We start from the raw sequence: 24,192 nt of genomic DNA, 5'->3' as shown, positions 1-24,192 counted from the left end.
ACGCGACGAGCGTCGGATCCGACGCAGAGTAGAGGACAGCTGTGGCAGATCGTCTGATCGTTCGAGGAGCCCGGGAACACAACCTGCGAGGAATCGACGTCGACCTGCCGCGGGAGAGCCTGATCGTCTTCACCGGCCTGTCGGGGTCGGGGAAGTCGAGCCTCGCCTTCGACACCATCTTCGCCGAGGGGCAGCGACGCTACGTCGAGTCGCTGTCGGCCTATGCCCGCCAGTTCCTGGGACAGATGGACAAGCCCGACGTCGACTTCATCGAGGGCCTCTCGCCCGCGGTCTCGATCGACCAGAAGTCCACCAACCGCAACCCGCGGTCCACGGTGGGCACCATCACCGAGGTCTACGACTACCTCCGACTGCTCTACGCGCGCGCCGGCAAGGCGCACTGCCCCGAGTGCGGCGCCGCGATCGCCAAGCAGACGCCGCAGCAGATCGTCGACCAGGTCCTCGCGATGGAGGAGGGCATCCGGTTCCAGGTGCTCGCCCCGGTGGTGCGTACCCGCAAGGGCGAGTTCGTCGACCTGTTCGCCTCGCTGCAGACGCAGGGCTTCTCCCGCGCGCGCATCGACGGCGTCGTGCACCCCCTCACGAGCCCGCCCACCCTCAAGAAGCAGGAGAAGCACGACATCGAGGTGGTCGTCGACCGTCTCGCGGTGAAGTCGTCGGCGAAACAGCGGCTCACCGACTCCGTCGAGACCGCGTTGCGTCTCGCCGACGGCGTGATCGTGCTCGACTTCGTCGATCTCGAGGAGGACGATCCCGACCGCGAACGCCGCTTCTCCGAGCGGATGGCCTGCCCCAACGGGCACCCCATCGCCATCGACGACCTCGAGCCGCGCTCGTTCTCCTTCAACTCGCCCTACGGCGCGTGTCCGGACTGTGACGGCCTCGGTATCCGCAAGGAGGTCGACGAGGAACTCGTCGTCCCCGACCCGGAGACCACCCTCGCCGACGGCGCGATCGCACCGTGGTCGACCGGACACAACGCCGACTACTTCCTGCGGCTGCTCTCCGGACTCGCCGACGAGATGGGCTTCGACATCCACACGCCGTGGAATCGTCTGCCCGTCAAAGCTCGTCGCGCGATCCTCAACGGCAGCGACCATCAGGTCCACGTGAAGTTCCGCAACCGCTACGGCCGCACCCGCTCGTACTACACCGAGTTCGAGGGTGTGATGAAGTTCCTGCACCGCAGGATGGAGCAGACCGAGTCCGAGCAGATGAAGGACCGGTACGAGGGCTACATGCGCGACATCCCGTGTCCGGTGTGCTCCGGTGCCCGTCTACGCCCGGAGATCCTCGCGGTCACGCTCGACCACCCACGGTTCGGCGAGAAGTCGATCGCCGACGTGTGCGCACTGTCGGTGGGCGACTGCGCCGACTACCTCTCCGACCTCACCCTCGGTGCCCGGGAGCAGGCCATCGCCGGCCGGGTTCTCAAGGAGGTGCAGGCGCGCATCACGTTCCTCCTCGACGTCGGCCTCGAGTACCTGTCGCTGTCACGCGCGGCCGGATCGCTGTCCGGTGGTGAGGCGCAACGCATCCGGCTCGCGACGCAGATCGGGTCCGGCCTGGCCGGTGTCCTGTACGTGCTCGACGAACCGTCGATCGGACTGCACCAGCGCGACAACCGCAGGCTCATCGAGACCCTCACCCGTCTGCGTGACCTCGGCAACACCCTGATCGTGGTCGAGCACGACGAGGACACGATCCGGATGGCGGACTGGATCGTCGACATCGGCCCGCGGGCCGGCGAACACGGCGGCAACGTGGTCCACAGCGGGAGCTACGAGGGTCTGCTCGCGAATCCCGAATCCCTCACGGGTGCATACCTGTCGGGTCGTGAACACATCGACATCCCGGACATCCGGCGGCCGGTCGACCGCAAGCGCCAGCTGACCGTGGTCGGCGCGCGGGAACACAACCTGCGAGGCATCGACGTCAGCTTCCCGCTCGGCGTGTTGACCGCGGTCACCGGCGTCTCGGGCTCGGGCAAGTCGACCCTGGTCAACGACATCCTCGCCACCACGATGGCCAACAAGCTCAACGGCGCTCGTCAGGTGCCCGGTCGCCACACCCGCATCACCGGTCTCGACCAACTCGACAAGCTGGTGCAGGTCGACCAGTCGCCGATCGGTCGCACCCCGCGGTCGAACCCCGCCACGTACACCGGTGTCTTCGACAAGATCCGCACGCTGTTCGCCGCGACCACCGAGGCGAAGGTCCGCGGATACCAGCCGGGTCGTTTCAGCTTCAACGTCAAGGGCGGTCGGTGTGAGGCGTGCACCGGCGAGGGCACGATCAAGATCGAGATGAACTTCCTGCCCGACGTGTATGTGCCATGCGAGGTCTGCCACGGTGCGCGGTACAACCGCGAGACCCTCGAGGTGCACTACAAGGGCAAGACGATCTCGGAGGTGCTCGACATGCCGATCGAGGAGGCGGCCGAGTTCTTCGAGCCCGTCACCTCCATCCACCGGTTCCTGAAGACCCTCGTCGAGGTCGGATTGGGCTACGTCCGACTCGGGCAGCCGGCACCGACCCTCTCCGGTGGCGAGGCGCAGCGCGTGAAGCTCTCGGCGGAGCTGCAGAAGCGCTCGACCGGGCGCACCGTCTACGTGCTCGACGAGCCGACCACCGGTCTGCACTTCGAGGACATCCGCAAGCTCCTCGCCGTCATCAACGGTCTGGTCGACAAGGGCAACTCGGTGATCGTCATCGAACACAACCTCGACGTCATCAAGACGGCCGACTGGGTCATCGACATGGGGCCCGAGGGCGGCTCGGGCGGCGGCGTCGTGGTGGCCGAGGGCACCCCCGAACACATCGCCGCGGTACCCGAGAGTCACACCGGCGGGTTCCTGCGGGAGATCGTCGAGGCCCAGGCCGCGCCGTCCGGGACGCGGGCGCCGGCGCGCAAGAAGGCTCCTGCGGCGAAGGCCACGGCGGCCGCCACGAAGCCGAAGCCGGCGAAGAAGAAGGCCGCGAACGGATCGCGGGCCCGCGCCTCGGTCGGCTGACGCGGGGCGGGTGGCTCAGCCGCGGACGGGACCGGTCAGCTTCTCGCCGGGACCTGCGCCCGGTTCGTCGGGAATGCTGCTGGCCTCACGGAACGCCAACTGCAGGCTCTTGAGTCCGTCGCGGATCGGTGCGGCGTGCAGACCGAGGTCGGATATCGATGCGGTGACCAGGCCGGCCAGCGCGGTGATGAGCTTGCGGGCCTCGTCGAGATCCACCGACGCCTGTGCCGACGGGTCGTCGGCCAGTCCGAGTTTCTCGGCGGCCGCGCTCATCAGCATCACGATCGATTTGGTGATGACCTCCACCGCGGGCACATCGGCCAGATCACGCACGGGCAGGTCACCGGGCTCGGGGGACCCGTCGGCCCCGAGGTCGGCGGAATGTGAGTTTTCCGGCATGACTGTTAGACTTCCATGTCAGACCACCCCGGCGTGAGCTGGGGTTTGCAAGTGGAGTCCCGCTCCCACCGATCGACGTCCGTCTCCACGGACCGTTGCCCGGTCCGGTCATCCGCACACCGCTCCCGGTGCTCGCATCGGGAATAGGAGTCGGATACCTCCTGTTGGAGGTGGCACGTGCGTGAGCGGCAACGTTCATCCGCAGGTGCGGACCGGTCAACTGCGGGCCCCACCGATGTCGTCATCGGCGGGGCCTTTTCGTTGAGTCAAGGGTGTTCCGCCTGCATCCGGCGCACGACCCGCGGCCCGTCCGCGGCACCCATTGTTTTCACCGAGGAGGCCCCATCAGCACAGAGACCCGCATCAACGAGCGCATCCGCGTACCGGAGGTCCGACTCGTCGGGCCGAATTCGGAGCAGGTGGGCATCGTGCGTGTTGAAGACGCCTTGCGACTGGCCCTCGAGGCCGATCTGGACCTGGTGGAGGTGGCGCCCAACGCCCGTCCGCCGGTGTGCAAGATCATGGATTACGGCAAGTTCAAGTACGAGGCCGCGCAGAAGCAGCGCGAGTCCCGCCGTAACCAGCAGATGACGGTCATCAAGGAGCAGAAGCTCCGGCCGAAGATCGACGATCACGACTACGAGACGAAGAAGGGCCATGTGGTCCGCTTCCTCGAGGCCGGTTCGAAGGTCAAGGTGACCATCATGTTCCGCGGGCGCGAGCAGTCGCGACCCGAACTCGGCTACCGCCTGCTGCAGCGTCTCGGCGCCGATGTCAGCGACTTCGGTTTCGTGGAGACGTCGGCCAAGCAGGACGGCCGCAACATGACCATGGTCCTGGCCCCGCACAAGGGAGCCAAGACCCGCGCCAAGGTGACCCAGGTCCGCGAGACAGGACCGTCGGACACCGACGCATCCGGCGCATAGACCCGCCGGGCGCGCCGACGACCGGCGCACACATCTACACAGACGAGGAAGAACATGCCGAAGGCAAAGACGCACAAGGGAACCGCGAAGCGATTCAAGGTGACCGGCAGCGGCAAGATCACGCGTCAGCGGGCGAACCGTCGCCACCTGATGGAGCACAAGCCCACCAAGCGCACCCGTCGCCTGGATGGCACCGCCGTGGTCGCCGACAGCGACGCGCCCCGCATCAAGCGGCTCCTGAACATCTGAGCGACGCGCTCACACATCCGTTTCATCGATCGCCGAGCGCGGTCTCGACACAGTAAGAGGTATTCCACGTGGCACGCGTGAAAAGGGCGGTCAACGCCCAGAAGAAGCGTCGGACAACCCTGGAGGCATCCAAGGGTTACCGCGGCCAGCGTTCGCGGCTCTACCGCAAGGCCAAAGAGCAGCAGCTGCACTCCCTCACCTACGCCTACCGCGACCGCCGTGCGCGCAAGGGTGAGTTCCGCAAGCTGTGGATCTCGCGGATCAACGCCGCGGCCCGCGCGAACGACATCACCTACAACCGCTTCATCCAGGGTCTGAAGATCGCGGAGCTCGAGGTGGATCGCAAGATCCTCGCCGAGATCGCCGTCAGCGACCCCGAGGCGTTCGCCGGTCTGGTGGCCATCGCCAAGAAGGCGCTGCCCGACGACGTCAACGCCCCGGCAGCCTGATCGACGATCCGTCGCCTGACGCATCTCGACCCCTGACGACACGACCCGCAGTGGACGCAGCACTCACCGAGCGCTCCACGCGGGTCGTCTCGTTTGCCAAGCTGCATCGCGCGAGTGAGCGGCGCGACCGTGGTGAGTTCCTGATCGAGGGGACGAACGCGGTGCGGTCGGCTCTCGACGTCGGTGTCGTGCGCACCGTCCTCGTGCGCGTCGACGAGGAGTTCCGCCACGCCGACGTCCTCGACATGGCGCGCACGGCGGGGATCGAGATCCTCGTGGTCACCGCGCGGGCCGCCGACAAGCTCGCCGAGACCTCCACGACCCCCGGCCTGTTCGCGATCTGCGATCTGCTCGACGCCTCGCCGGCCGACATCATCGACCGCGCCGGCCCGACCGCGACGGTCGCCGTCGGCGTGGACATCTCCGATCCGGGCAACGCCGGCACACTCATCCGCACCGCCGACGCCATGGGGTGCGCGGGCGTGCTCCTCGTGGGCGCGTCCTCGGTCGACCCGCACAACGGCAAGGCCGTGCGGGCAAGCGCCGGCAGTGTGTTCCACATACCGGTCGCGCGGGCGCAGGACCCGCAGGCGATCGTCGACGCCCTCCGCGCAGCGGGGATCGCCGTGCTGGCCACCGCGGCCGACGGCGAGCTGTCCCTCGACGACGCCGACGCCGTGCTGGCCACCGGGGTGGCGTGGCTGTTCGGCAACGAGGCGCACGGACTGCCGCCCGAGGTGCTCGCCGCGGCCGACCATCGGGTGTCCATACCTATCCGCGGTCGGGCCGAGAGCCTGAACATCGCGGCGGCCGCCGCCGTCTGTCTGTGGTCGAGCGCGCGCGCCACCCGTCGTTGAATCGTCCGGCGGCGGGCGTGACCTGCGGCTTTGGTCGGTAACCGCTGCGTGGGGCGACCGGAGGGATCCGATACGCTCGACGGCGACACGGGCACGAGGTCGAATCGACCACCATCGACACGGAGAGGAGCTGGGTTCGTCGTGAGCAGCGAAACGTCAGGAGCCACCGAGGAGTCGTTGGACGCGGCAGCCGATGCGGCCGTCGCCGCGTTCGCGGCCGCGGGCGATCTGACCCAGCTCGCCCAGGCGAAGACCGACCACCTCGGTGACCGGTCGGCGATCGCCCTCGCGCGGCGTGCTCTCGGTGATCTGCCGAAGACCGAGCGGGCCGAGGCGGGCAAGCGTGTGAACGTGGTCCGCGGTCGGGCGCAGCAGGCCTACGACGAGCGTGTCGTCGTGCTGACCGCCGAGCGCGACGCGGCGGTCCTGGCCGAGGAGGCCATCGACGTGACGCTGCCGAGCGCGCGGCGTCCGGTCGGCGCGCGACACCCCATCACGGTCATCGCCGAACAGGTCGCCGACGTCTTCGTCGCGATGGGGTGGGAGATCGCCGAGGGACCGGAGGTGGAGACCGAACAGTTCAACTTCGATGCGCTCAACTTCCTGCCCGACCACCCCGCGCGTTCCATGCAGGACACCTTCTACATCGCGCCCGAGGGTTCGCGGCAGGTGTTGCGTACCCACACCTCGCCGGTCCAGGTGCGGTCGATGCTGACGCGCGAGGTGCCCATCTACGTCGCCTGTCCGGGACGGACGTTCCGCACCGACGAGCTCGACTCCACCCACACCCCGGTGTTCCACCAGGTGGAGGGGCTCGCCGTCGACAGAGGCCTCACCATGGCCAACCTGCGCGGCACGCTCGAGATCCTCGCGAAGGCGATCTTCGGTCCCGACACCACGACCCGGATGCGGCCGAACTTCTTCCCCTTCACCGAACCGTCGGCGGAGGTCGACGTGTGGTTCCCGGCCAAGAAGGGCGGGCCCGGATGGGTGGAGTGGGGCGGCTGCGGCATGGTCAACCCGAATGTGCTGCGCGCGGCCGGGATCGACCCGGAGATCTACTCGGGATATGCGTTCGGCATGGGCCTCGAGCGCACCCTGCAGTTCCGCAACGACCTCCCCGACATGCGCGACATGGTCGAGGGCGACGTCCGCTTCACGCTGCCGTTCGGCCCCGCGATCTGACCTCGGCCCCACCGCCGTTCCCGACCTCGATCTCGAAAGTAGTTGAGCCACAGTGCGCGTTCCCCAGTCCTGGTTGACCGAATCACTGCAGCGCGGAGCCGCCGACTTCGCGGCGTCGACCGCCGAGATCGATGCCGGCTTCGTACGCGTCGGCTTCGAGATCGAGGATGTCGAGGACTTCCCGACCATCACCGGGCCACTGGTGATCGGGCGGGTCGAGCAGATCACCGAGCTCACCGAGTTCAAGAAGCCGATCCGGTTCTGTCAGGTAGACGTCGGCGAGGATGCCCCCCGCGGAATCGTCTGCGGCGCACGTAACTTCGCCGAGGGCGACTTGATCGTGGCCGCCCTTCCCGGCAGCGTCCTGCCCGGCGACTTCGCCATCGCCGCACGCAAGACCTACGGTCACACCTCCGACGGCATGATCTGCTCGGTGTCGGAGCTGGGCATCGGCACCGACCATTCCGGGATCCTGGTGCTCGCCCCGGGTACCGCGGAGCCCGGAACCGACGCGCTCACCGCCCTCGGCCTCGACGACACCGCGATCGACGTGAACGTCACACCCGACCGTGGCTACGCGTTCTCGGTACGTGGGCTGGCGCGAGAACTCGCGGCGAGCTTCGATCTGCCCTACGTCGATCCCGCGGGTGCCGAGGCGCCGAGCGACGGCGACGGGTCATCGGTCGATGCGTGGCCGGTCCGCATCGATCCGGCCTCGTCCGCCACCCGCTACTGCGCGCAGGTCATCCGCGGCGTCGACCCGACGGCGGTGTCGCCGTGGTGGATCCAGAAGCGACTGCTGGTCGCGGGCGTGCGGCCGATCTCGGCCGCGGTCGACGTGACGAACTACGTGATGCTCGAACTCGGGCAACCGTTGCACGCGTTCGATGCCGCGCACGTGGCCGGCACGATCGTGGTGCGTCGCGCGAGCGCGGGGGAGACGCTCACCACCCTCGACGGCGTGGAGCGCACCCTCGACCCCGATGACGTCGTCATCGCCGACGACCGCGGACCGATCGCCCTGGCCGGCGTGATGGGTGGCGCCGAGAGCGAGATCTCCACCGACACCGTCGATGTCATCCTCGAGGCGGCGAACTTCGACCCGGTGTCGGCGTTCCGGACCGGACGACGTCACCGGCTCTCCAGCGAGGCCGGCAAGCGATTCGAACGCACGGTGGACCCGCAGATCACCGCGATCGCGTTGGCCCGTGCCACCGCACTCATCGTGGAGATCGCCGGCGGCCGACCCGATCCCGGTCACACCGACGTCGCGATCGAGACGACCCCGGCAACGGTGACCATCGCCCCGGACCTCCCCGACCGCGTCGCGGGGATCACCTACGCACCGGGAACCACCGTGCGCCGCCTCGAGCAGGTCGGTTGCGTCGTGAGCGAGAGCGCCGACGGCACCCTGCAGGTGTCGCCGCCGTCGTGGCGCTCGGATCTGCGGCAGTCGGCCGACCTGGTCGAGGAGGTGCTGCGACTGGAGGGGTTGGAGAACATCCCCGCGGTACCGCCCAGCGCCCCGGCGGGGACCGGCCTGACCCGGGAGCAGATCCGCCGCCGCAGTGTCGGTCGCGCGCTGGCCATGTCGGGATTCGTCGAGGTGCTGCCGTTCCCGTTCATGCCCGCCGGCGTCCTCGACCTCTGGGGCGTCGACGCCGACGACCCGCGGCGCGCGACGGTGCGGGTGCTCAACCCGCTGGAGTCCGCGCGCAGCGAGTTGAACACGACGCTGCTGCCCGGCCTCGTCGAGATGGCCGTCCGCAACCTCGCCCGCGGGCAGCGCGACGTCGCGCTCTACACGATCGGGCAGGTGATGATCGCCGACGAGAACGTCCACCCCGTCGCCACCGTCGACGTGACCCGCCGCCCGACGTCGGACGAGATCGCCGAGCTGATGGGGTCGTTGCCGCGTCAGCCCCTGCGCGCCGCGGTCGTCCTCACCGGCGCGCGTGAGCCCGCGGGACCGTGGGGTCCGGGACGCCCGGTCGAGGCGTCGGATGCCTTCGACGCCGCGCGCGTGATCGGTCGGGCCTCGGGGGTGGAGCTGCGCATGGTCGCCGCCGAGCACGTGCCGTGGCACCCCGGGCGGTGCGCCCGGGTGGTCGCCGACGACGGTGCGGGCGGATCGATCGACGTCGGGTGGGCCGGTGAGCTGCACCCCGCTGTCATCGACCGGGCCGGTCTGCCGCCCCGAACCTGTGCCGTCGAGCTCGAACTGGATCTCCTCCCGCTGTCCTCGGCGCTGCCCGCGCCGCAGCTGTCGCTGTTCCCCGCGGTGTTGCAGGACGTCGCGGTGGTGGTCGACGCCGGGGTCGCCGCCGCCGATGTCGAACGCGCCCTGGTGGCGGGTGCGGGTGCACTGCTCGAGGACATCCGGCTCTACGACGTGTTCACGGGATCGCAGGTCGGGGAGGGCTCGAAATCGTTGACGTTCGCCCTGCGTTTCCGCGCCGCCGACCGGACGCTGACCGAGGACGACGCCTCGGGCGCCCGCGACGCCGCGGTCGCGCACGCGGGTGAGGTGGTCGGCGCCCGTCTGCGGTGACGTCGTCGCGGTGATCGTCGACGCCCGACCCCCGGTGATGAATTAACTTGCAAAGTTCTGCATAATGAGTCACATGTCGATGTCGATTGCCGTGGCGGGTGCGAGTGGGTACGCCGGAGGCGAGATCCTGCGCCTGCTGCTCGGGCACCCCCGTGTGGCGTCCGGTGAGGTCACCATCGGTGCGCTGACCGCGGGAGGGAACGCGGGAACACTGCTCGGTGCGCATCAGCCCCACCTGTTCCCCCTCGCCGACCGCGTGCTCGCCGACACCACCGCCGAGGTGCTCGCCGGCCACGACGTCGTCTTCCTCGCGCTGCCGCACGGCACGTCGGGACCCATCGCCGACGCGCTGCCACCGTCGACCCTCGTGATCGACTGCGGCGCCGACTTCCGGCTCTCCGATGCCCAGGAATGGACCCGGTTCTACGGGACCCCCCACGCCGGCACATGGCCGTACGGCCTCCCCGAGATCCCCGGGAACCGTGACGTGCTGTCCGGCGCCACGCGGATCGCCGTGCCCGGGTGCTACCCGACCGTGTCCATCCTGTCGCTGCTGCCCGCCGTGACCGCGCGCGTCGTCGAGTCGGCCGTGACGGTCGTCGCGGTGAGCGGGACCTCCGGCGCCGGCCGCTCGACGCGCATCGACCTCCTCGCCTCGGAGGTCATCGGATCGGCTCGGGCCTACGGCGTCGCCGGCGCACACCGGCACAATCCCGAGATCGCGCAGGCGCTCTCGGCCGCGGCGGGCGAGCCCGTGTCGGTGTCGTTCACACCGGTGCTCGTCCCGATGGCGCGTGGCATCCTCGCCACCTGCACCGCACGGACCTCGGCCACCGCCGATGAGGTCCGCGCGATCTACGAGAAGGCGTACGTCGACGAGCCTTTCGTGCACCTGCTGCCCGACGATCGTCTGCCCACCACCGGTTCGGTGATCGGATCGAACTCGGCGGCGCTGTCGGTGTCGGTCGACGAACGGGCGCAGACGCTCGTCGTGGTCGGCGCGATCGACAACCTGACCAAGGGAACCGGGGGAGCGGCGGTGCAGTCGATGAACCTGGCCATGGGTTTCGCCGAGAACGAAGGACTTTCGACGGTGGGGGTGGCCCCGTGAGTGATGGGTTGGACGCCGTGAGCGACAGGGTCTCTGCACAGAACGCGATCGACACTCTCGACGGCTCGGTGGTCCGCGATCAGGGCGTCACCGCACCGCTGGGCTTCCGCGCGGCGGGCATGGCGGCCGGGATCAAGGCGTCGGGCCGACCCGATCTCGCGCTCGTGTTCAACGAGGGCCCCGACTACACGGCCGCCGGCGTCTTCACCCGCAACAAGGTCAAGGCGGCGCCCGTGCAGTGGTCGCAGCAGGTGCTGACCACCGGGCGGCTGCGTGCCGTGGTGCTCAACTCCGGTGGCGCCAACGCCTGCACCGGCCCCGACGGATTCGGTGACACCCACGCCACCGCCGAGGCCGTCGCCTCGGCGCTGAGCAACTGGGGCACCGAGACCGGGGCGATCGAGGTCGCGGTCTGCTCGACCGGCCTGATCGGCGATCGCCTGCCGATGGACAAGCTGCTGCCCGGCGTCACCGCGATCGTGTGTGACATGGCCGGCGGACTGTCGGGCGGCACCGACGCCGCCCACGCGATCATGACCACCGACACCGTGCCCAAGCAGGTGGCCGTGCACCACACCGCCGGTTGGAACGTCGGCGGGATGGCCAAGGGGGCGGGCATGCTCGCGCCGTCGTTGGCGACGATGCTCGTGGTCATCACCACCGATGCGAAGGTCGATGCCGCAGCACTGGATTCGGCGCTCCGTGCCGCCACCGCCCGGACGTTCGACCGCCTCGACGTCGACGGTTCGTGCTCCACGAACGACACCGTGCTGCTGCTGAGTTCGGGTGCGAGCGACATCGAGCCCGACGCCGACGCGTTCGCCGCCGCGGTGTTCGCCGCATGCGACGATCTCGCCGAGCAGCTCATGGCCGACGCCGAGGGCGCCACCAAACGGATCCTGGTCACCGTGACCGGAGCACACAGCGACGACGACGCGGTCACCGTCGCGAGGACGGTCGCCCGCGACAGTCTGGTGAAGACGGCGTTGTTCGGATCCGACCCGAACTGGGGACGCGTCCTGGCCGCGGTCGGGATGGCGCCGGTCGAGCTCGACCCCGACACGATCACCATCGACTTCAACGGTCATGTCGTGTCCCGCAACGGATGTGGTGTCGCCGGTGCGCGCGAGGTCGACCTCTCCGGGACCGACATCGTGGTGACCGTCGACCTCGCGGTGGGGTCGGGTCGGGCCACGATCCGCACCACCGACCTCTCCCACGGCTACGTCGAAGAGAACTCGGCGTACTCCTCATGACCACCGTCGGATCCGTCGCGGGCGACCTCAGTCCGCTGGCCAAGGCGCACGTCCTCACCGAGGCGTTGCCGTGGCTGCAGCGTTTCGCCGGCAAGGTCATCGTGGTCAAGTACGGCGGCAACGCGATGGTCGACGACGACCTCAAGGCCGCGTTCGCCCAGGACATGGTCTTCCTGCGCACGTGCGGGATCCACCCCGTCGTCGTGCACGGCGGCGGACCGCAGATCTCGGCGATGCTCACCCGGCTCGGTCTCACCGGCGAGTTCCGGGGCGGCTACCGCGTCACCACCCCCGAGGTGATGGACGTCGTGCGCATGGTGCTGTTCGGTCAGGTCGGTCGGGAGCTCGTCGGACTCATCAACGCGCACGGTCCCTACGCGGTCGGCATCACCGGTGAGGACGCCCATCTTTTCACCGCCACCCGTCGTACCGCGCTCGTCGACGGCGTGGCCACCGACATCGGTCTCGTCGGCGACGTGACCACCGTCGACCCCCGCGCCGTCACCGACCTCATCGCGGCCGGTCGGATCCCGGTGGTGTCGACCATCGCACCCGATGCCGACGGCGTGGTCCACAACATCAACGCCGACACCGCGGCCGCCGCACTCGCGGAGGCCCTCGGCGCCGAGAAGCTGGTGATGTTGACCGACGTCGAGGGGCTCTACACCAACTGGCCCGACCGCGGATCGCTCACCTCGAGCATCGACGTCGACACCCTCGAAGCGCTTCTGCCGCAACTGGACTCGGGGATGATCCCGAAGATGGAGGCCTGCCTGCGCGCGGTCACGGGCGGCGTCCCGCGCGCCCACGTGATCGACGGCCGCGTGGCGCACTCGATGCTCCTGGAACTGTTCACCGGAGAGGGCATCGGGACCATGGTCGTCCCGACGGCCGCGACCCCCACCGGCGGCGCCACAACCCACACGAACGAGGTGAACTCATGACCGCACCGATGCAACAGCGCTGGTCCCACGCGCTGATGGACAATTACGGCACCCCCGCGGTGGCACTGCGCAGCGGACGCGGCGCGGTCGTCACCGACGTCGACGGCTCCGAGTACCTCGACCTGCTCGGCGGGATCGCGGTCAACGCGCTCGGGCACGCGCATCCGGCCGTGATCGAAGCCGTCACACGGCAACTCAGCACGCTCGGACACGTCTCCAACCTCTACGTCAGCGAACCGGTCGTCGCACTCGCCGAGACGTTGCTCGCCCGGCTGGGGACCCCCGGCCGCGCGTTCTTCTGCAACTCCGGGGCCGAGGCGAACGAGGCGGCGTTCAAGATCGCCCGCCGCACCGGCCGGCCGCACATCGTGGCCGCGGAGAACGGCTTCCACGGCCGCACGATGGGTGCCCTCGCGCTCACCGGACAACCGGCCAAGCGTGCGCCGTTCGAACCGATGCCTGCGGGGGTGTCCCACGTCCCGTACGGCGACATCGACGCCCTCGACGCCGCCGTCGACGAGAACACGGCCGCGGTGTTCCTCGAACCGATCCAGGGCGAGGCCGGCGTGGTGGTCCCACCGGCCGACTATCTGGCCGCGGCCCGCCGGATCACCGCCGAGCGGGGCGCGCTGCTCGTCCTCGACGAGGTGCAGACCGGCATCGGGCGCACCGGCACGTTCTACGCCCACCAGGCCGTCGGCATCGTCCCCGACGTCATCACCCTGGCCAAGGGGCTGGGCGGTGGCCTGCCCATCGGCGCCTGCCTCGCCACCGGTGCCGCGGCCGACCTGCTCTCACCCGGCCAACACGGCACGACGTTCGGCGGCAACCCGGTGTGCGCGGCGGCCGCGCTGGCGGTGATCGGCGAGATCGACGCCGCAGGGCTCCTCGACCACGTCGCGGCCGTCGGCAAGACGCTCGCCACGGGCATCGAGGACCTCGACCATCCGCTGGTGTCGCATGTGCGGGGCGCCGGCCTCCTGCTGGGTGTCGTGCTCACCGCATCCGTTGCGGCGCATGTCGAACGGGCGGCACGCGCGGCCGGCTTCCTCATCAACGCCCCGGCCGCGGACGTGCTGCGACTGGCGCCGCCGCTCATCCTCACCGACGACCAGGCGACCGGCTTCGTCGCCGCCCTGCCCGACATCCTCGACGCCGCCCGCGACGCCGCGGCCCACACGAACCCCGGAGCGGCCTGATGGTCCGACACTTCCTGCGCGACGACGACCTCACCCCGGCCGAGCAGGCCGAGGTGCTCGCCCTCGCGGCCGAGGTCAAGCGCGACCCGTTCGCGCACCGACCACTCGAGGGACCGCACGGCGTCGGGGTGATCTTCGACAAGAACTCCACCCGCACCCGGTTCTCCTTCGAGGTCGGGATCGCCCAACTCGGCGGTCACGCCGTGATCGTCGACGGCAAGTCCAGCCAGATGGGCCGCGACGAGACCCTCGAGGACACCGGCCGGGTCCTGTCGCGCTTCGTGCGCGCGATCGTGTGGCGCACCTTCGGACAGGAGCGTCTCGAGGCGATGGCCTCGACGGCGACGGTCCCCGTCGTCAACGCCCTGTCGACCGAGTTCCACCCGTGTCAGGTGCTCGCCGACCTGCAGACGATCATCGAGCACAAGGGCACCACGGCGGGCTTGTCGATGACCTACCTCGGCGACGGCGCGAACAACATGGCGCACTCGCTGCTGCTCGGCGGGGTGACGGCGGGCATGAACGTGACGGTCTCCTCGCCCGAGCAGTTCCGTCCCGCCCCATGGGTTCTCGACGCCGTCACCGCACGCGCCGCACAGACCGGCGCGACCGCCCGCATCGAGGGCGACCCGCACGCCGCGGTCGCCGGTGCCGACATCGTCGTCACCGACACCTGGACGTCGATGGGCGACGAGGGCGACGGACTCGACCGCGTCGCGCCGTTCCGGCCCTACCAGGTGAACGACGCCCTGCTCGCCGGTGCCGCCGACGACGTCATGGTCATGCACTGCCTGCCCGCTCACCGGGGCGAGGAGATCACCGCCGACGTCATCGACGGACCGCGCAGCGTGGTCTTCGACGAGGCCGAGAATCGTCTGCACGCGCAGAAGGCGCTGCTGATCTGGCTGTTGGAGCACTCGTGAGCGCCGCGCCGCTGGGGCGGCCGTCGCCGACCCGCGCGGGACGGCTGGCCGAGATCGTCCACATCCTCTCCGCCACGCCGGTTCGCAGCCAGGTCGAGTTGCAGACGCTGCTCGCGCAGGCCGGGATAGACGCCACCCAGGCGACGCTGTCGCGCGATCTCGACGAGCTCGGCGCGGTCAAACTGCGTGCCGCCGACGGTGGCGCCGGCGTCTACGTGGTGCCCGAGGACGGGTCCCCGGTCCGCGGGGTGTCCGGTGGCACCGACCGACTGTCGCGTCTGCTGGCCGACCTGCTGGTCTCCACCGACCACGCCGGCAACATGGCCGTCCTGCGGACACCCCCGGGAGCCGCGCATTATCTCGCCAGCGCGATCGACCGCGCCAGCCTGACTCAGGTGGTGGGCACCGTCGCCGGTGATGACACCATCTTCGTGGTCGCCCGCGACGGCACCAGCGGCGCCGACCTCGCCCGCATGATCGAGGGCCTCGCGTGACCACACCCGAACCCGGCCCGGCCGGAACCGACCTCGCCCGACACACGACAACCAGGGAGCCCCAGAACTCATGACCGAACGCGTCATTCTCGCCTACTCCGGAGGACTGGACACCTCAGTCGCCATCAGCTGGATCGGTCGCGAGACCGGCAAGGAGGTGGTCGCGGTCGCGATCGATCTCGGACAGGGCGGCGAGGACATGGAGGCCATCCGGCAGCGCGCCATCGACTGCGGCGCCGTCGAGGCCGTCGTCGTCGACGCACGCGACGAGTTCGCCGAGGAGTACTGCCTGCCCACCGTGCAGAACAACGCGCTCTACATGGACCGCTACCCGCTGCTGTCGGCCATCAGCCGCCCGCTCATCGTCAAGCACCTCGTGGAGAACGCGCGCTCGCACGGCGGCACGGTGGTCGCCCACGGGTGCACCGGCAAGGGCAACGACCAGGTCCGCTTCGAGGTCGGGTTCAACACCCTCGCACCCGAACTCGAGGTGCTCGCACCCGTGCGCGACTACGCGTGGACCCGCGAGAAGGCGATCGCCTTCGCCGAGGAGAACGCGATCCCGATCAACGTCACGAAGAAGTCGCCCTTCTCCATCGACCAGAACGTGTGGGGACGCGCCGTCGAGACCGGCTTCCTCGAGGACCTGTGGAACGCCCCCACCAAGGACGTCTACGACTACACCGACGACCCCACGGTCAACTTCTCCGCACCCGACGAGCTCGTCATCAGCTTCGACAAGGGCCGCCCGATCGCGATCGACGGTCGCCCGGTGTCGGTGCTCGAGGCGATCCAGGAGCTCAACACCCGCGCGGGCAAGCAGGGCGTCGGGCGCCTCGACGTCGTGGAGGACCGGCTCGTGGGCATCAAGAGCCGAGAGGTCTACGAGGCGCCGGGCGCGATGGTCCTCATCCGCGCCCACGAGGAACTCGAACACGTCACCCTCGAGCGCGAGCTCGGACGCTACAAGCGTCGCACCGACCAGAAGTGGGCCGAGCTGGTCTACGACGGCCTCTGGTACTCGCCGCTCAAGAGCGCACTCGACGCCTTCGTCGCCCAGACCCAGGAGCACGTCACCGGCGACATCCGCTTGGTGCTGCACGCGGGCACCGTGGTGATCAACGGACGGCGCAGCCCGGAGTCGCTGTACGACTTCAACCTCGCCACCTACGACGCGGGTGACACCTTCGACCAGTCCTCGGCCAAGGGGTTCGTGCAGCTGCACGGCCTGTCGTCGAAGATCGCCGCCCGCCGTGACCGCGGCGACGTCGCACCGCAGGGGCAGTGACGGCGCCGATGACCTCGGGAGCCGACCGGCACGGGACCAACACCGGCGCGCTGTGGGGCGGTCGTTTCGCCTCGGGACCGGCCGACGCGATGGCCGCCCTGAGCAAGTCGACCCACTTCGACTGGGCCTTGGCGCCCTACGACGTGAAGGCGTCGGCGGCGCACGCCCGCGTGCTCCACGGTGCCGGGCTGCTGTCCGAGGCGGACCTGGCGACGATGCTCGACGGGCTCCACCGACTGGGGGAGGACGTCGCGAGCGGTGCGTTCACGCCGGACGAGTCCGACGAGGACGTCCACGGCGCCCTCGAGCGAGGGCTCATCGAGCGGGTCGGACCCGAGGTGGGTGGCCGCCTCCGGGCGGGACGCTCACGCAACGACCAGGTCGCCACGCTCTTCCGCATGTGGCTGCGTGATGCCATCCGACGCGTCGCCGAGGGTGTGCTCGATGTCGCCGCCGCGCTCGTCGAACAGGCCCAGCGGTACCCCGACGTCGCGGTGCCGGGCAAGACGCATCTGCAGGCCGCGCAACCGGTCCTGCTCGCCCATCACCTGCTCGCACACGCGCATCCGCTGCTGCGCGATGTCGACCGACTCGTCGACCTCGACCGTCGCGCCGCGGTGTCTCCGTACGGCTCCGGCGCGCTGGCGGGGTCGTCGCTGGGCCTCGACCCCGACGCCATCGCCGCCGATCTCGGGTTCGACAGCGCCGCAGAGAACTCGATCGACGCCACCGCGTCGCGGGACTTCGCGGCCGAGGGGGCCTTCGTCCTGGCCATGATCGGCGTCGACCTCTCGCGCCTCGCCGAGGATGTGATCCTGTGGACCACATCGGAATTCGGCTACGCGACGTTGTCCGACGCGTGGTCGACCGGCAGCTCGATCATGCCGCAGAAGAAGAACCCCGACGTCGCCGAACTCGCGCGCGGCAAGAGCGGACGCCTCATCGGCAACCTCACCGGACTCCTCGCGACGCTCAAGGCGCAACCCCTGGCCTACAACCGTGACCTGCAGGAGGACAAGGAGCCCGTCTTCGACTCGGTCGCCCAGCTCGACCTGCTGCTGCCCGCGATGGCCGGGATGGTGGCCACCCTCGAGTTCCATCCCCAACGCATGGCCGACCTCGCGCCGGCCGGGTTCACCCTCGCCACCGACATCGCCGAGTGGATGGTGCGCCAGGGCGTACCGTTCCGCGTCGCCCACGAGGTGGCGGGCGCCTGTGTACGCGCCGCGGAATCGCGGGGGATAGGCCTCGACGAACTCGACGACGCCGACTTCGCCGCGATCTCGGGTGACCTGACCCCCGCCGTGCGATCGGTTCTCACGGTGGAGGGATCCATCGGATCGCGATCGGCGCGTGGCGGTACCGCGGGCGTCCGCGTCGCCGAACAGCGCGCGCGTGTCGCCGACCGGATCGCGGCTCTGCGCGGGTGGGATCAGGCGTCGCAGGATCGCGAGTAGAGTGACACCGATCACGGATTCATCGACCAGGAGGTAGCCAGGGTGGTCGGCATCCCGAACGTCGGACGCGCGCTGGACCGGGTCGTCGCGACCGCCCAGAACGGTCTCGAGGTCATCCGCATGGGCGGGCTCGACACCGGCACCCGGCCCACCCCGTTCCGGGTCGAGGAGACCGCGCCGATGTACCGCCTGCGGCGCTACTTCCCCGACGACCTCAACGGTGGGCCCCCCGTCCTGCTGATCCCGCCGATGATGGTGTCGGCCAACGTGTACGACGTCACCCCGCACAACGGTGCGGTGTCGATCCTGCACGGTCAGGGCATCGACCCGTGGGTCGTGGACTTCGGTTCCCCCGACCAGGAGGCCGGGGGCATGGAACGCACCCTGGCCGACCACATCGTGGCGATCGACCAGATCATCGACCTCATGCACGAGGAGACCGGGCGTGATGTCCACCTCGTGGGATACAGCCAGGGCGGGATGTTCGCCTACCAGGCCGCCGCCTACCGACGGTCGCAGCAGATCGCCAGCCTCACCACCTTCGGCAGCCCTGTCGACGTGCTCGCCGCGCTCCCGTTGGGGCTGCCCGCCAACATCATGGCCCCGCTGGCCGAGGTTTTCGCCGACAACGTCTTCAACCGGCTCAACATCCCGGGGTGGTTGGCGCGCACCGGCTTCCAGCTGCTCGATCCGGTCAAGGCCGCGCGCAGCCGTATCGACTTCCTCCGCCAGCTCCACGATCGCGACGCATTGTTGCCGCGTGAGGACCAGCGCCGCTTCCTCGAGGCCGACGGGTGGGTCGCCTGGTCGGGTCCGGCGATCGCCGAACTGCTGCGCCAGTTCGTGGTGCACAACCGGATGGTGTCGGGCGGGTTCGTGATCCGCGACCACCTCGTCACCCTGGCCGAGATCACCTGCCCCGTACTGGCTTTCGTCGGCGGCGCCGACGACATCGGACAACCCGCCGCCGTCCGGGGCATCCGCCGCGCCGCGCCGCGCGCCGATGTCTACGAGACGATGCTGCCCGTCGGACACTTCGGGCTCGTCGTGGGATCGGTGTCGGGAGCGCAGAGCTGGCCCACGACCGCCCGGTGGATCCAGTGGCACGAGGGCAACGGCGACAAGCCCGAGGCCATCGCGCCGATGGCGGTGACCCCGCAGCAGAGTTCCGGTTCGGGGGTCAGCCTCGCCTCGCGCGTCACCCACGGCATCGGCGCCGTCGCCGACGCGGGCGCCGGCGTGAGCCGCGAGATGGTGGCGGCGGCGGGATCGTTCCGTCGTACCTCCCAGGCGGTCCTGCGCGAGTCCGTCCGCACCCTGCCCCGCCTCATGCGACTCGGCCAGATCCAACCCGGTACGCGGATCTCGTTGGGCAAGTTGATGAGTGAGAACGCCGAACGCGCCGGACGGCGCGAGCTGTTCCTCTTCGAGGACCGCGTCCTGAGCCACACCGAGGTCAACACCCGCATCGACAACGTCGTCCGCGGACTCATCCAGTGCGGGGTTCGGCCCGGCGAGCACGTCGGCGTCATGATGGAGACCCGTCCCAGTGCGCTGGTGGCGATCGCCGCACTGTCGCGACTCGGTGCCGTGGTCGTCCCGTTGCCCCCGTCGTCGGATCTGGCGACGATGCTGCGTCTCGCCGACGTGCTCGTGGTCGTCGCCGACCCGGTGAGCCTCGACGAGTGCGTGCCGCACGCCGAACGCGTCCTCGTCCTCGGTGGTGGGGACGCCCGCTCCATCCCGCAGGCCGACGGCGACAAGGTCATCGACATGGAGCAGATCGACCCCGACCGGGTCGAGGTGCCCTCGTGGTACCGCAGCGACCCCGGACTCGCGAGCGACCTCGCGTTCATCCTGTTCACCGGGGCCGACGGAGCGCTGCAGAAGTGGCCGATCAGCAACCACCGCTGGGCGATGTCGGCGTTCGGCGCTGCGTCGGCGGCCTCGCTCACCGACAACGACACCGTCTACTGCCTCACCCCGCTGCATCACGCATCGGGACTGCTGACCACGCTCGGCGCGACCGTCGTCGGCGGTTCACGCATCGCGCTGTCGTCGGGGATCGGACCGGAGAGTTTCGCGCGCGAGGTCTACCGGTACGGCATCACCGTCGTCTCGTACACCTGGACGATGATGCGCGACATCGTCCGTGACACCGACCTGGCGATCACCGACCACAACCCGATCCGGTTGTTCATCGGTTCGGGCATGCCCGCGGGGTTGTGGGACGACGTCGTCGAACGATTCCCCGACGCCGGTGTCATCGAGTTCTATGCGACCGCCGACGGTGCGGCGATCCTCGCCAACATCTCCGGCGGCAAGGTCGGATCCGTCGGGCGGCCCCTGCCGGAGACCAATCGGGTTCGCGTCGCGGCCTGGGACGTGGTGGAGGAACGGTTCCTCCTCGACCCGCGCGGTTTCGTGCGCGAGGCCCACGTCGACGAGGTCGGTCTGTTGTTGGCGCAGACGCGGCAGCGCAACGAGACCGGGGCCACGGTGCTGCGCGATGTCTTCGGTCGTCACGATCGGTGGGAGACCTCCGGTCAGCTCGTCCGCCGCGACGTCGACGGCGACCATTGGTTGGTGGCCGGCGTCCACAGCGTGATCAAGTCCTCGGAGGGACCGGTGTACCCGCAACCGATCATCTCCGCGCTGTCCCGCCACCCCGATGTCGACCAGGTCGTCGTGTACCCGGTGGGCACCCCGGGGTCGCAGCTGGCGGTGGCGGTGGTCTCACCCCGCCGCACGACCCACGCGCTGACGGTGTCGTCGCTGCGTGTGGCCCTGGCCGGCCTGTCCGCCGCCGAGCGTCCGCACATCGTCTGGGCGGTCGACGACATCCCGGTGAGCCACTCCTACCGGCCGCTGCCGGGGTCGTTCCGCGCCCAGGGGCTGCCGAAACCGAGTGCGCGGGTCTGGTACCGCGACGACACCGGCCGCTATCGCCGCCTCACCCGCACGGTTCTCGCGGAGAAGGAATGGGAGATGTCGTCGGCCGACGCCGCTGCACCGAACGCGGCTCGTACGTCCTGAGCCGATCCCGACGCGAGCCGGTCGCACCGCGAACACGACCGCGTTCGTAGACTGGTGGGATCCGTCGGCGCCGAGGTGCCGACACCGATCCGAGGAGCAGACATGCCGCTCGATGCCTTCCTGCGCGAGAGACTTGTCTGCCCGCAGGACCACGGTGAACTGCTCTACATCGAGGGGAACGGCGGCTCCGACGAGGTGCTCTACAACCCTCGCCTGCGGCAGGTCTACCGCATCGACGACGGCATCCCCGTGTTGCTCATCCCCGAGGCCCGGTCGGTCGACGATGCCGAGCACGACGCACTGATCGCCCGATCCGGCGGCTGATCACCCGCGGTGTCCGATGCGCTGTTGACCGTCGACGAACTGTCCGTCGACCCGGTCACCGTCGCCCGCCGGATCCTCGGATGTGACCTCGTCGCGCCCGGCGAACCCGGCGCGGGTCCGGTGCGACTCCGGATCGTCGAGGTGGAGGCCTATGGCGGTCCGGCGACGGGGCGTCACCCCGATCCGGCGGCACACGGCTTCGGTGGACCGACGTCACGCAACCGTGTGATGTTCGGTCGGGCCGGCCGGCTCTACGTCTACCGCTCCTACGGCATCCATCTCTGCCTCAACGTCTCGGCCGAGGCAGACGGCGAGGGTGCCGCAGTGCTTCTCCGCGCCGCCGAGGTGCTCGAGGGAGAGGACTCGGTCGTACGTCGCAGGTCACGGACACGCTCGTCGGGGATTGCGGCGCATCGCCTCGCCATGGGGCCGGGGAATCTGGGCGCGGCTGTCGCGGCCGACCTCGCCGACAACGGTCTCGATCTGTGTTCCCCGACGAGCCCGCTACGTCTGCACCGCGGCGCCCCTCTCGACGACGACGCGGTCGTGTGCGGGCCGAGGGTGGGGATCACCATCGCGACCGGCCGACCGTGGCGGTTCTGGATCGCCGGGTCACCGGCGGTCTCGGCCTTCCGGTCGGGATCGGCGGCGGTCCGGCGACGTCGGTTGGCCGCGGGCTCGATCGATGCGGAAGGATCGGACTGGTGAGCACCGACATCATCGACGAGCTGCAGTGGCGCGGCCTGATCGCGCAGTCCACCGACATCGACCAGCTGCGCGCGGCGGTGTCGGCCGGGGTGCTGACCCTGTACGCGGGGTTCGACCCCACCGGGCCGAGCCTGCACGCCGGGCACCTCGTGCCGCTGCTGACGCTGCGTCGTTTCCAACTCGCCGGTCACCGGCCCATCGTGATGGCCGGGGGAGCGACCGGCATGATCGGCGACCCGCGAGATGTCGGCGAGCGGACGATGCAGACCACCGACACAGTGCGTGACTGGGCCCAGCGCATCGACGCACAGCTGCAGAGGTTCGTCACGATCGACGACACCGAGACCGGCGCGATCGTCGCCAACAACCTGGACTGGACCGGTGAGCTGTCGGCCGTCGACTTCCTGCGTGACATCGGCAAGCACTTCTCGGTGAACGTCATGCTGGCGCGCGACACCATCAAGCGGCGCCTCGACGGCGACGGGATCAGCTACACCGAGTTCAGCTACCTGCTGCTGCAGGCCAACGACTTCGTCCAACTGCACCGTCGGTACGGCTGCTCGTTGCAGATCGGCGGCTCCGACCAGTGGGGCAACATCGTCGGTGGAGTCGACCTCGGGCGCCGCGTCGACGGGGCAGCCCTCCACGCGATCACGGTCCCGCTGGTCACGGCGGCCGACGGCACGAAGTTCGGTAAGTCCACCGGGGGAGGGAGCCTGTGGCTCGACCCGGAGATGACCAGTCCCTACGCCTGGTACCAGTACTTCGTGAACACCGCCGACGCCGACGTCATCCGATACCTGCGGTGGTTCACCTTCCTGAGCAGGGACGAGATCGACGCCCTCGAGACCGCCACCACCGAGACGCCGCACCTGCGCTCGGCGCAGAAGACACTGGCCGCTGAGATGACGACGTTGGTCCACGGCGACGAGGCCACCCGTGCGGTGCAGACCGCGAGCCAGGCCCTCTTCGGCCGTGCCGACCTCGACGACCTCGACGGGGCGACGCTCGGCGCAGCACTCTCGGAGACCGTGGTCGCCGACTACGCGTCCGCCGACGAACCCACGATCGTCGAGTTGCTGGTCGCGACCGGTCTCAGTGACGGCAACAAGGCAGCTCGTCGCACGATCGCCGAGGGTGGGGCCTACGTGAACAACGCGAAGGTGGTCGACCCGGACTGGGTGGCGACGTCGGCGGATCTGCTGGCCGGCGGATGGCTCGTGGTGCGCCGCGGCAAGCGAAACGTCGCCGGTGCGCGCTTCCGTTAACGTTTGCGAGCCTCTGACCAGGCGATTTGACGCTGCGTTCGCGCCTGTGTAACTTTCATATCGCACCGCAGAGCGGGGGAAACAAACCGGAGAGAGTTTCCGGAGGAACTTCCGCGCTTGGGGTGCAAATCCCATGTCAGAGATCGTTGGGAAACAACGCGCTCTGACGGGGCTCACGGAGCCTGGTTCGTCACAGGATCAGTCCGTGGGTGTGTGTTCTTTGAGAACTCGATAGTGTGTTGATGGATTGTTTATGCCATTTTTTGTGGTGTCGGTTTTGAGTCCGGCACTGTTTTTTTGTTGATGCCGCCCTTTTGGGGTGGTTGTCAGTTGTTTTTTTGGTTGGGATTTTTTCTCTGCTGGGAAGATTGTGTTGAAATTCTGGTTGCCGGCTTTTGGGTTGGTGGCTGTTTTTCTCTGGTTTTTCATGGAGAGTTTGATCCTGGCTCAGGACGAACGCTGGCGGCGTGCTTAACACATGCAAGTCGAACGGAAAGGCCCTTCGGGGTACTCGAGTGGCGAACGGGTGAGTA

The 24,192-nt window shown here is 69.3% G+C and carries 21 protein-coding genes and 1 rRNA gene; 20 read left to right on the top strand and 2 right to left on the bottom strand.

What is annotated here, in order from left to right; translation table 11 throughout:
• The first annotated feature begins 41 nt into the window (after window positions 1-41).
• Window positions 42-3,035, top strand: coding sequence for an excinuclease ABC subunit UvrA (uvrA, locus tag TU34_RS11385; RefSeq protein ID WP_045823007.1), 2,994 nt, complete (start codon window positions 42-44; stop codon window positions 3,033-3,035).
• A 15-nt stretch (window positions 3,036-3,050) separates the two neighbouring features.
• On the opposite strand, the gene TU34_RS11380 is transcribed toward uvrA, so the two are convergent.
• On the bottom strand, window positions 3,051-3,434 hold the full coding sequence (locus tag TU34_RS11380) for a DUF1844 domain-containing protein (RefSeq protein WP_045823006.1): 384 nt from the start codon (window positions 3,432-3,434) through the stop codon (window positions 3,051-3,053).
• A gap of 281 nt (window positions 3,435-3,715) precedes the next feature.
• Between TU34_RS11380 and infC the strand changes: the two genes are divergently transcribed.
• The 18 genes from infC (at window position 3,716) to tyrS (ending at window position 23,659) form a co-directional block, all read left to right on the top strand.
• A complete protein-coding gene (gene infC / locus TU34_RS11375; protein ID WP_045823253.1) occupies window positions 3,716-4,360 on the top strand; it encodes a translation initiation factor IF-3 in 645 nt (214 codons plus the stop codon).
• Window positions 4,361-4,414: 54 nt separating this feature from the next.
• Window positions 4,415-4,609 (top strand): 50S ribosomal protein L35, encoded by a 195-nt coding sequence (rpmI, locus tag TU34_RS11370; protein ID WP_045823005.1) that lies wholly within the window; start codon window positions 4,415-4,417, stop codon window positions 4,607-4,609.
• Window positions 4,610-4,677: 68 nt separating this feature from the next.
• Window positions 4,678-5,058: a 50S ribosomal protein L20 gene (gene rplT / locus TU34_RS11365; protein WP_045823004.1), complete on the top strand. Its 381-nt coding sequence runs from the start codon at window positions 4,678-4,680 to the stop codon at window positions 5,056-5,058.
• Window positions 5,059-5,108: 50 nt separating this feature from the next.
• A complete protein-coding gene (locus TU34_RS11360; RefSeq protein WP_082080171.1) occupies window positions 5,109-5,915 on the top strand; it encodes a TrmH family RNA methyltransferase in 807 nt (268 codons plus the stop codon).
• 141 nt (window positions 5,916-6,056) lie between these two features.
• Window positions 6,057-7,100, top strand: a complete 1,044-nt coding sequence (gene pheS / locus TU34_RS11355) for a phenylalanine--tRNA ligase subunit alpha (RefSeq protein ID WP_045823003.1) — start codon at window positions 6,057-6,059, stop codon at window positions 7,098-7,100.
• 52 nt (window positions 7,101-7,152) lie between these two features.
• On the top strand, window positions 7,153-9,651 hold the full coding sequence (gene pheT, locus TU34_RS11350) for a phenylalanine--tRNA ligase subunit beta (RefSeq protein ID WP_045823002.1): 2,499 nt from the start codon (window positions 7,153-7,155) through the stop codon (window positions 9,649-9,651).
• A 73-nt stretch (window positions 9,652-9,724) separates the two neighbouring features.
• On the top strand, window positions 9,725-10,762 hold the full coding sequence (gene argC / locus TU34_RS11345) for an N-acetyl-gamma-glutamyl-phosphate reductase (RefSeq protein ID WP_045823001.1): 1,038 nt from the start codon (window positions 9,725-9,727) through the stop codon (window positions 10,760-10,762).
• Between the two features lie 47 nt (window positions 10,763-10,809).
• Window positions 10,810-12,018 (top strand): bifunctional glutamate N-acetyltransferase/amino-acid acetyltransferase ArgJ, encoded by a 1,209-nt coding sequence (argJ, locus tag TU34_RS11340; RefSeq protein ID WP_045823251.1) that lies wholly within the window; start codon window positions 10,810-10,812, stop codon window positions 12,016-12,018.
• Window positions 12,015-12,962, top strand: coding sequence for an acetylglutamate kinase (argB, locus tag TU34_RS11335; RefSeq protein WP_045823000.1), 948 nt, complete (start codon window positions 12,015-12,017; stop codon window positions 12,960-12,962). The genes argJ and argB overlap by 4 nt, the downstream gene beginning before the upstream one ends.
• A complete protein-coding gene (locus TU34_RS11330) occupies window positions 12,959-14,161 on the top strand; it encodes an acetylornithine transaminase (RefSeq protein WP_045822999.1) in 1,203 nt (400 codons plus the stop codon). The genes argB and TU34_RS11330 overlap by 4 nt, the downstream gene beginning before the upstream one ends.
• On the top strand, window positions 14,161-15,084 hold the full coding sequence (gene argF / locus TU34_RS11325) for an ornithine carbamoyltransferase (RefSeq protein WP_045822998.1): 924 nt from the start codon (window positions 14,161-14,163) through the stop codon (window positions 15,082-15,084). Before TU34_RS11330 ends, argF begins: the two co-directional genes overlap by 1 nt.
• Window positions 15,081-15,578, top strand: a complete 498-nt coding sequence (locus TU34_RS11320; protein WP_082080168.1) for an arginine repressor — start codon at window positions 15,081-15,083, stop codon at window positions 15,576-15,578. Before argF ends, TU34_RS11320 begins: the two co-directional genes overlap by 4 nt.
• 70 nt (window positions 15,579-15,648) lie before the next feature.
• On the top strand, window positions 15,649-16,866 hold the full coding sequence (locus TU34_RS11315) for an argininosuccinate synthase (protein ID WP_045822997.1): 1,218 nt from the start codon (window positions 15,649-15,651) through the stop codon (window positions 16,864-16,866).
• Between the two features lie 8 nt (window positions 16,867-16,874).
• Window positions 16,875-18,323, top strand: coding sequence for an argininosuccinate lyase (argH, locus tag TU34_RS11310; RefSeq protein WP_045823249.1), 1,449 nt, complete (start codon window positions 16,875-16,877; stop codon window positions 18,321-18,323).
• Between the two features lie 42 nt (window positions 18,324-18,365).
• Window positions 18,366-21,359, top strand: coding sequence for an AMP-binding protein (locus tag TU34_RS11305; RefSeq protein WP_082080166.1), 2,994 nt, complete (start codon window positions 18,366-18,368; stop codon window positions 21,357-21,359).
• Window positions 21,360-21,461: 102 nt separating this feature from the next.
• Window positions 21,462-21,683: a Trm112 family protein gene (locus TU34_RS11300; protein ID WP_045823247.1), complete on the top strand. Its 222-nt coding sequence runs from the start codon at window positions 21,462-21,464 to the stop codon at window positions 21,681-21,683.
• A gap of 9 nt (window positions 21,684-21,692) precedes the next feature.
• Window positions 21,693-22,391 carry a DNA-3-methyladenine glycosylase gene (locus TU34_RS11295; protein WP_238981254.1) on the top strand — a complete coding sequence of 233 codons (699 nt, stop codon included), beginning with the start codon at window positions 21,693-21,695 and terminating at the stop codon, window positions 22,389-22,391.
• Window positions 22,388-23,659 carry a tyrosine--tRNA ligase gene (gene tyrS, locus TU34_RS11290; protein WP_420835178.1) on the top strand — a complete coding sequence of 424 codons (1,272 nt, stop codon included), beginning with the start codon at window positions 22,388-22,390 and terminating at the stop codon, window positions 23,657-23,659. Before TU34_RS11295 ends, tyrS begins: the two co-directional genes overlap by 4 nt.
• Before the next feature lie 198 nt (window positions 23,660-23,857).
• Here tyrS and TU34_RS23570 read toward each other — a convergent pair whose 3' ends face one another.
• The gene (locus TU34_RS23570) at window positions 23,858-24,088 is read right to left on the bottom strand and encodes a hypothetical protein (RefSeq protein WP_150116497.1); all 231 of its coding nucleotides are present in this window, start codon (window positions 24,086-24,088) and stop codon (window positions 23,858-23,860) included.
• Here TU34_RS23570 and TU34_RS11285 point away from each other — a divergent pair.
• A 16S ribosomal RNA gene (locus TU34_RS11285) occupies window positions 24,084-24,192 on the top strand; the annotation flags it as partial. The genes TU34_RS23570 and TU34_RS11285 overlap by 5 nt on opposite strands.

Source organism: Williamsia herbipolensis (assembly GCF_000964005.1).
GTDB classification, from domain to species: Bacteria; Actinomycetota; Actinomycetes; order Mycobacteriales; family Mycobacteriaceae; genus Williamsia_A; species Williamsia_A herbipolensis.
The sequence above is the reverse complement of the archived record's forward strand: the minus strand, read 5'-3'. Positions and strand labels throughout refer to the sequence as shown.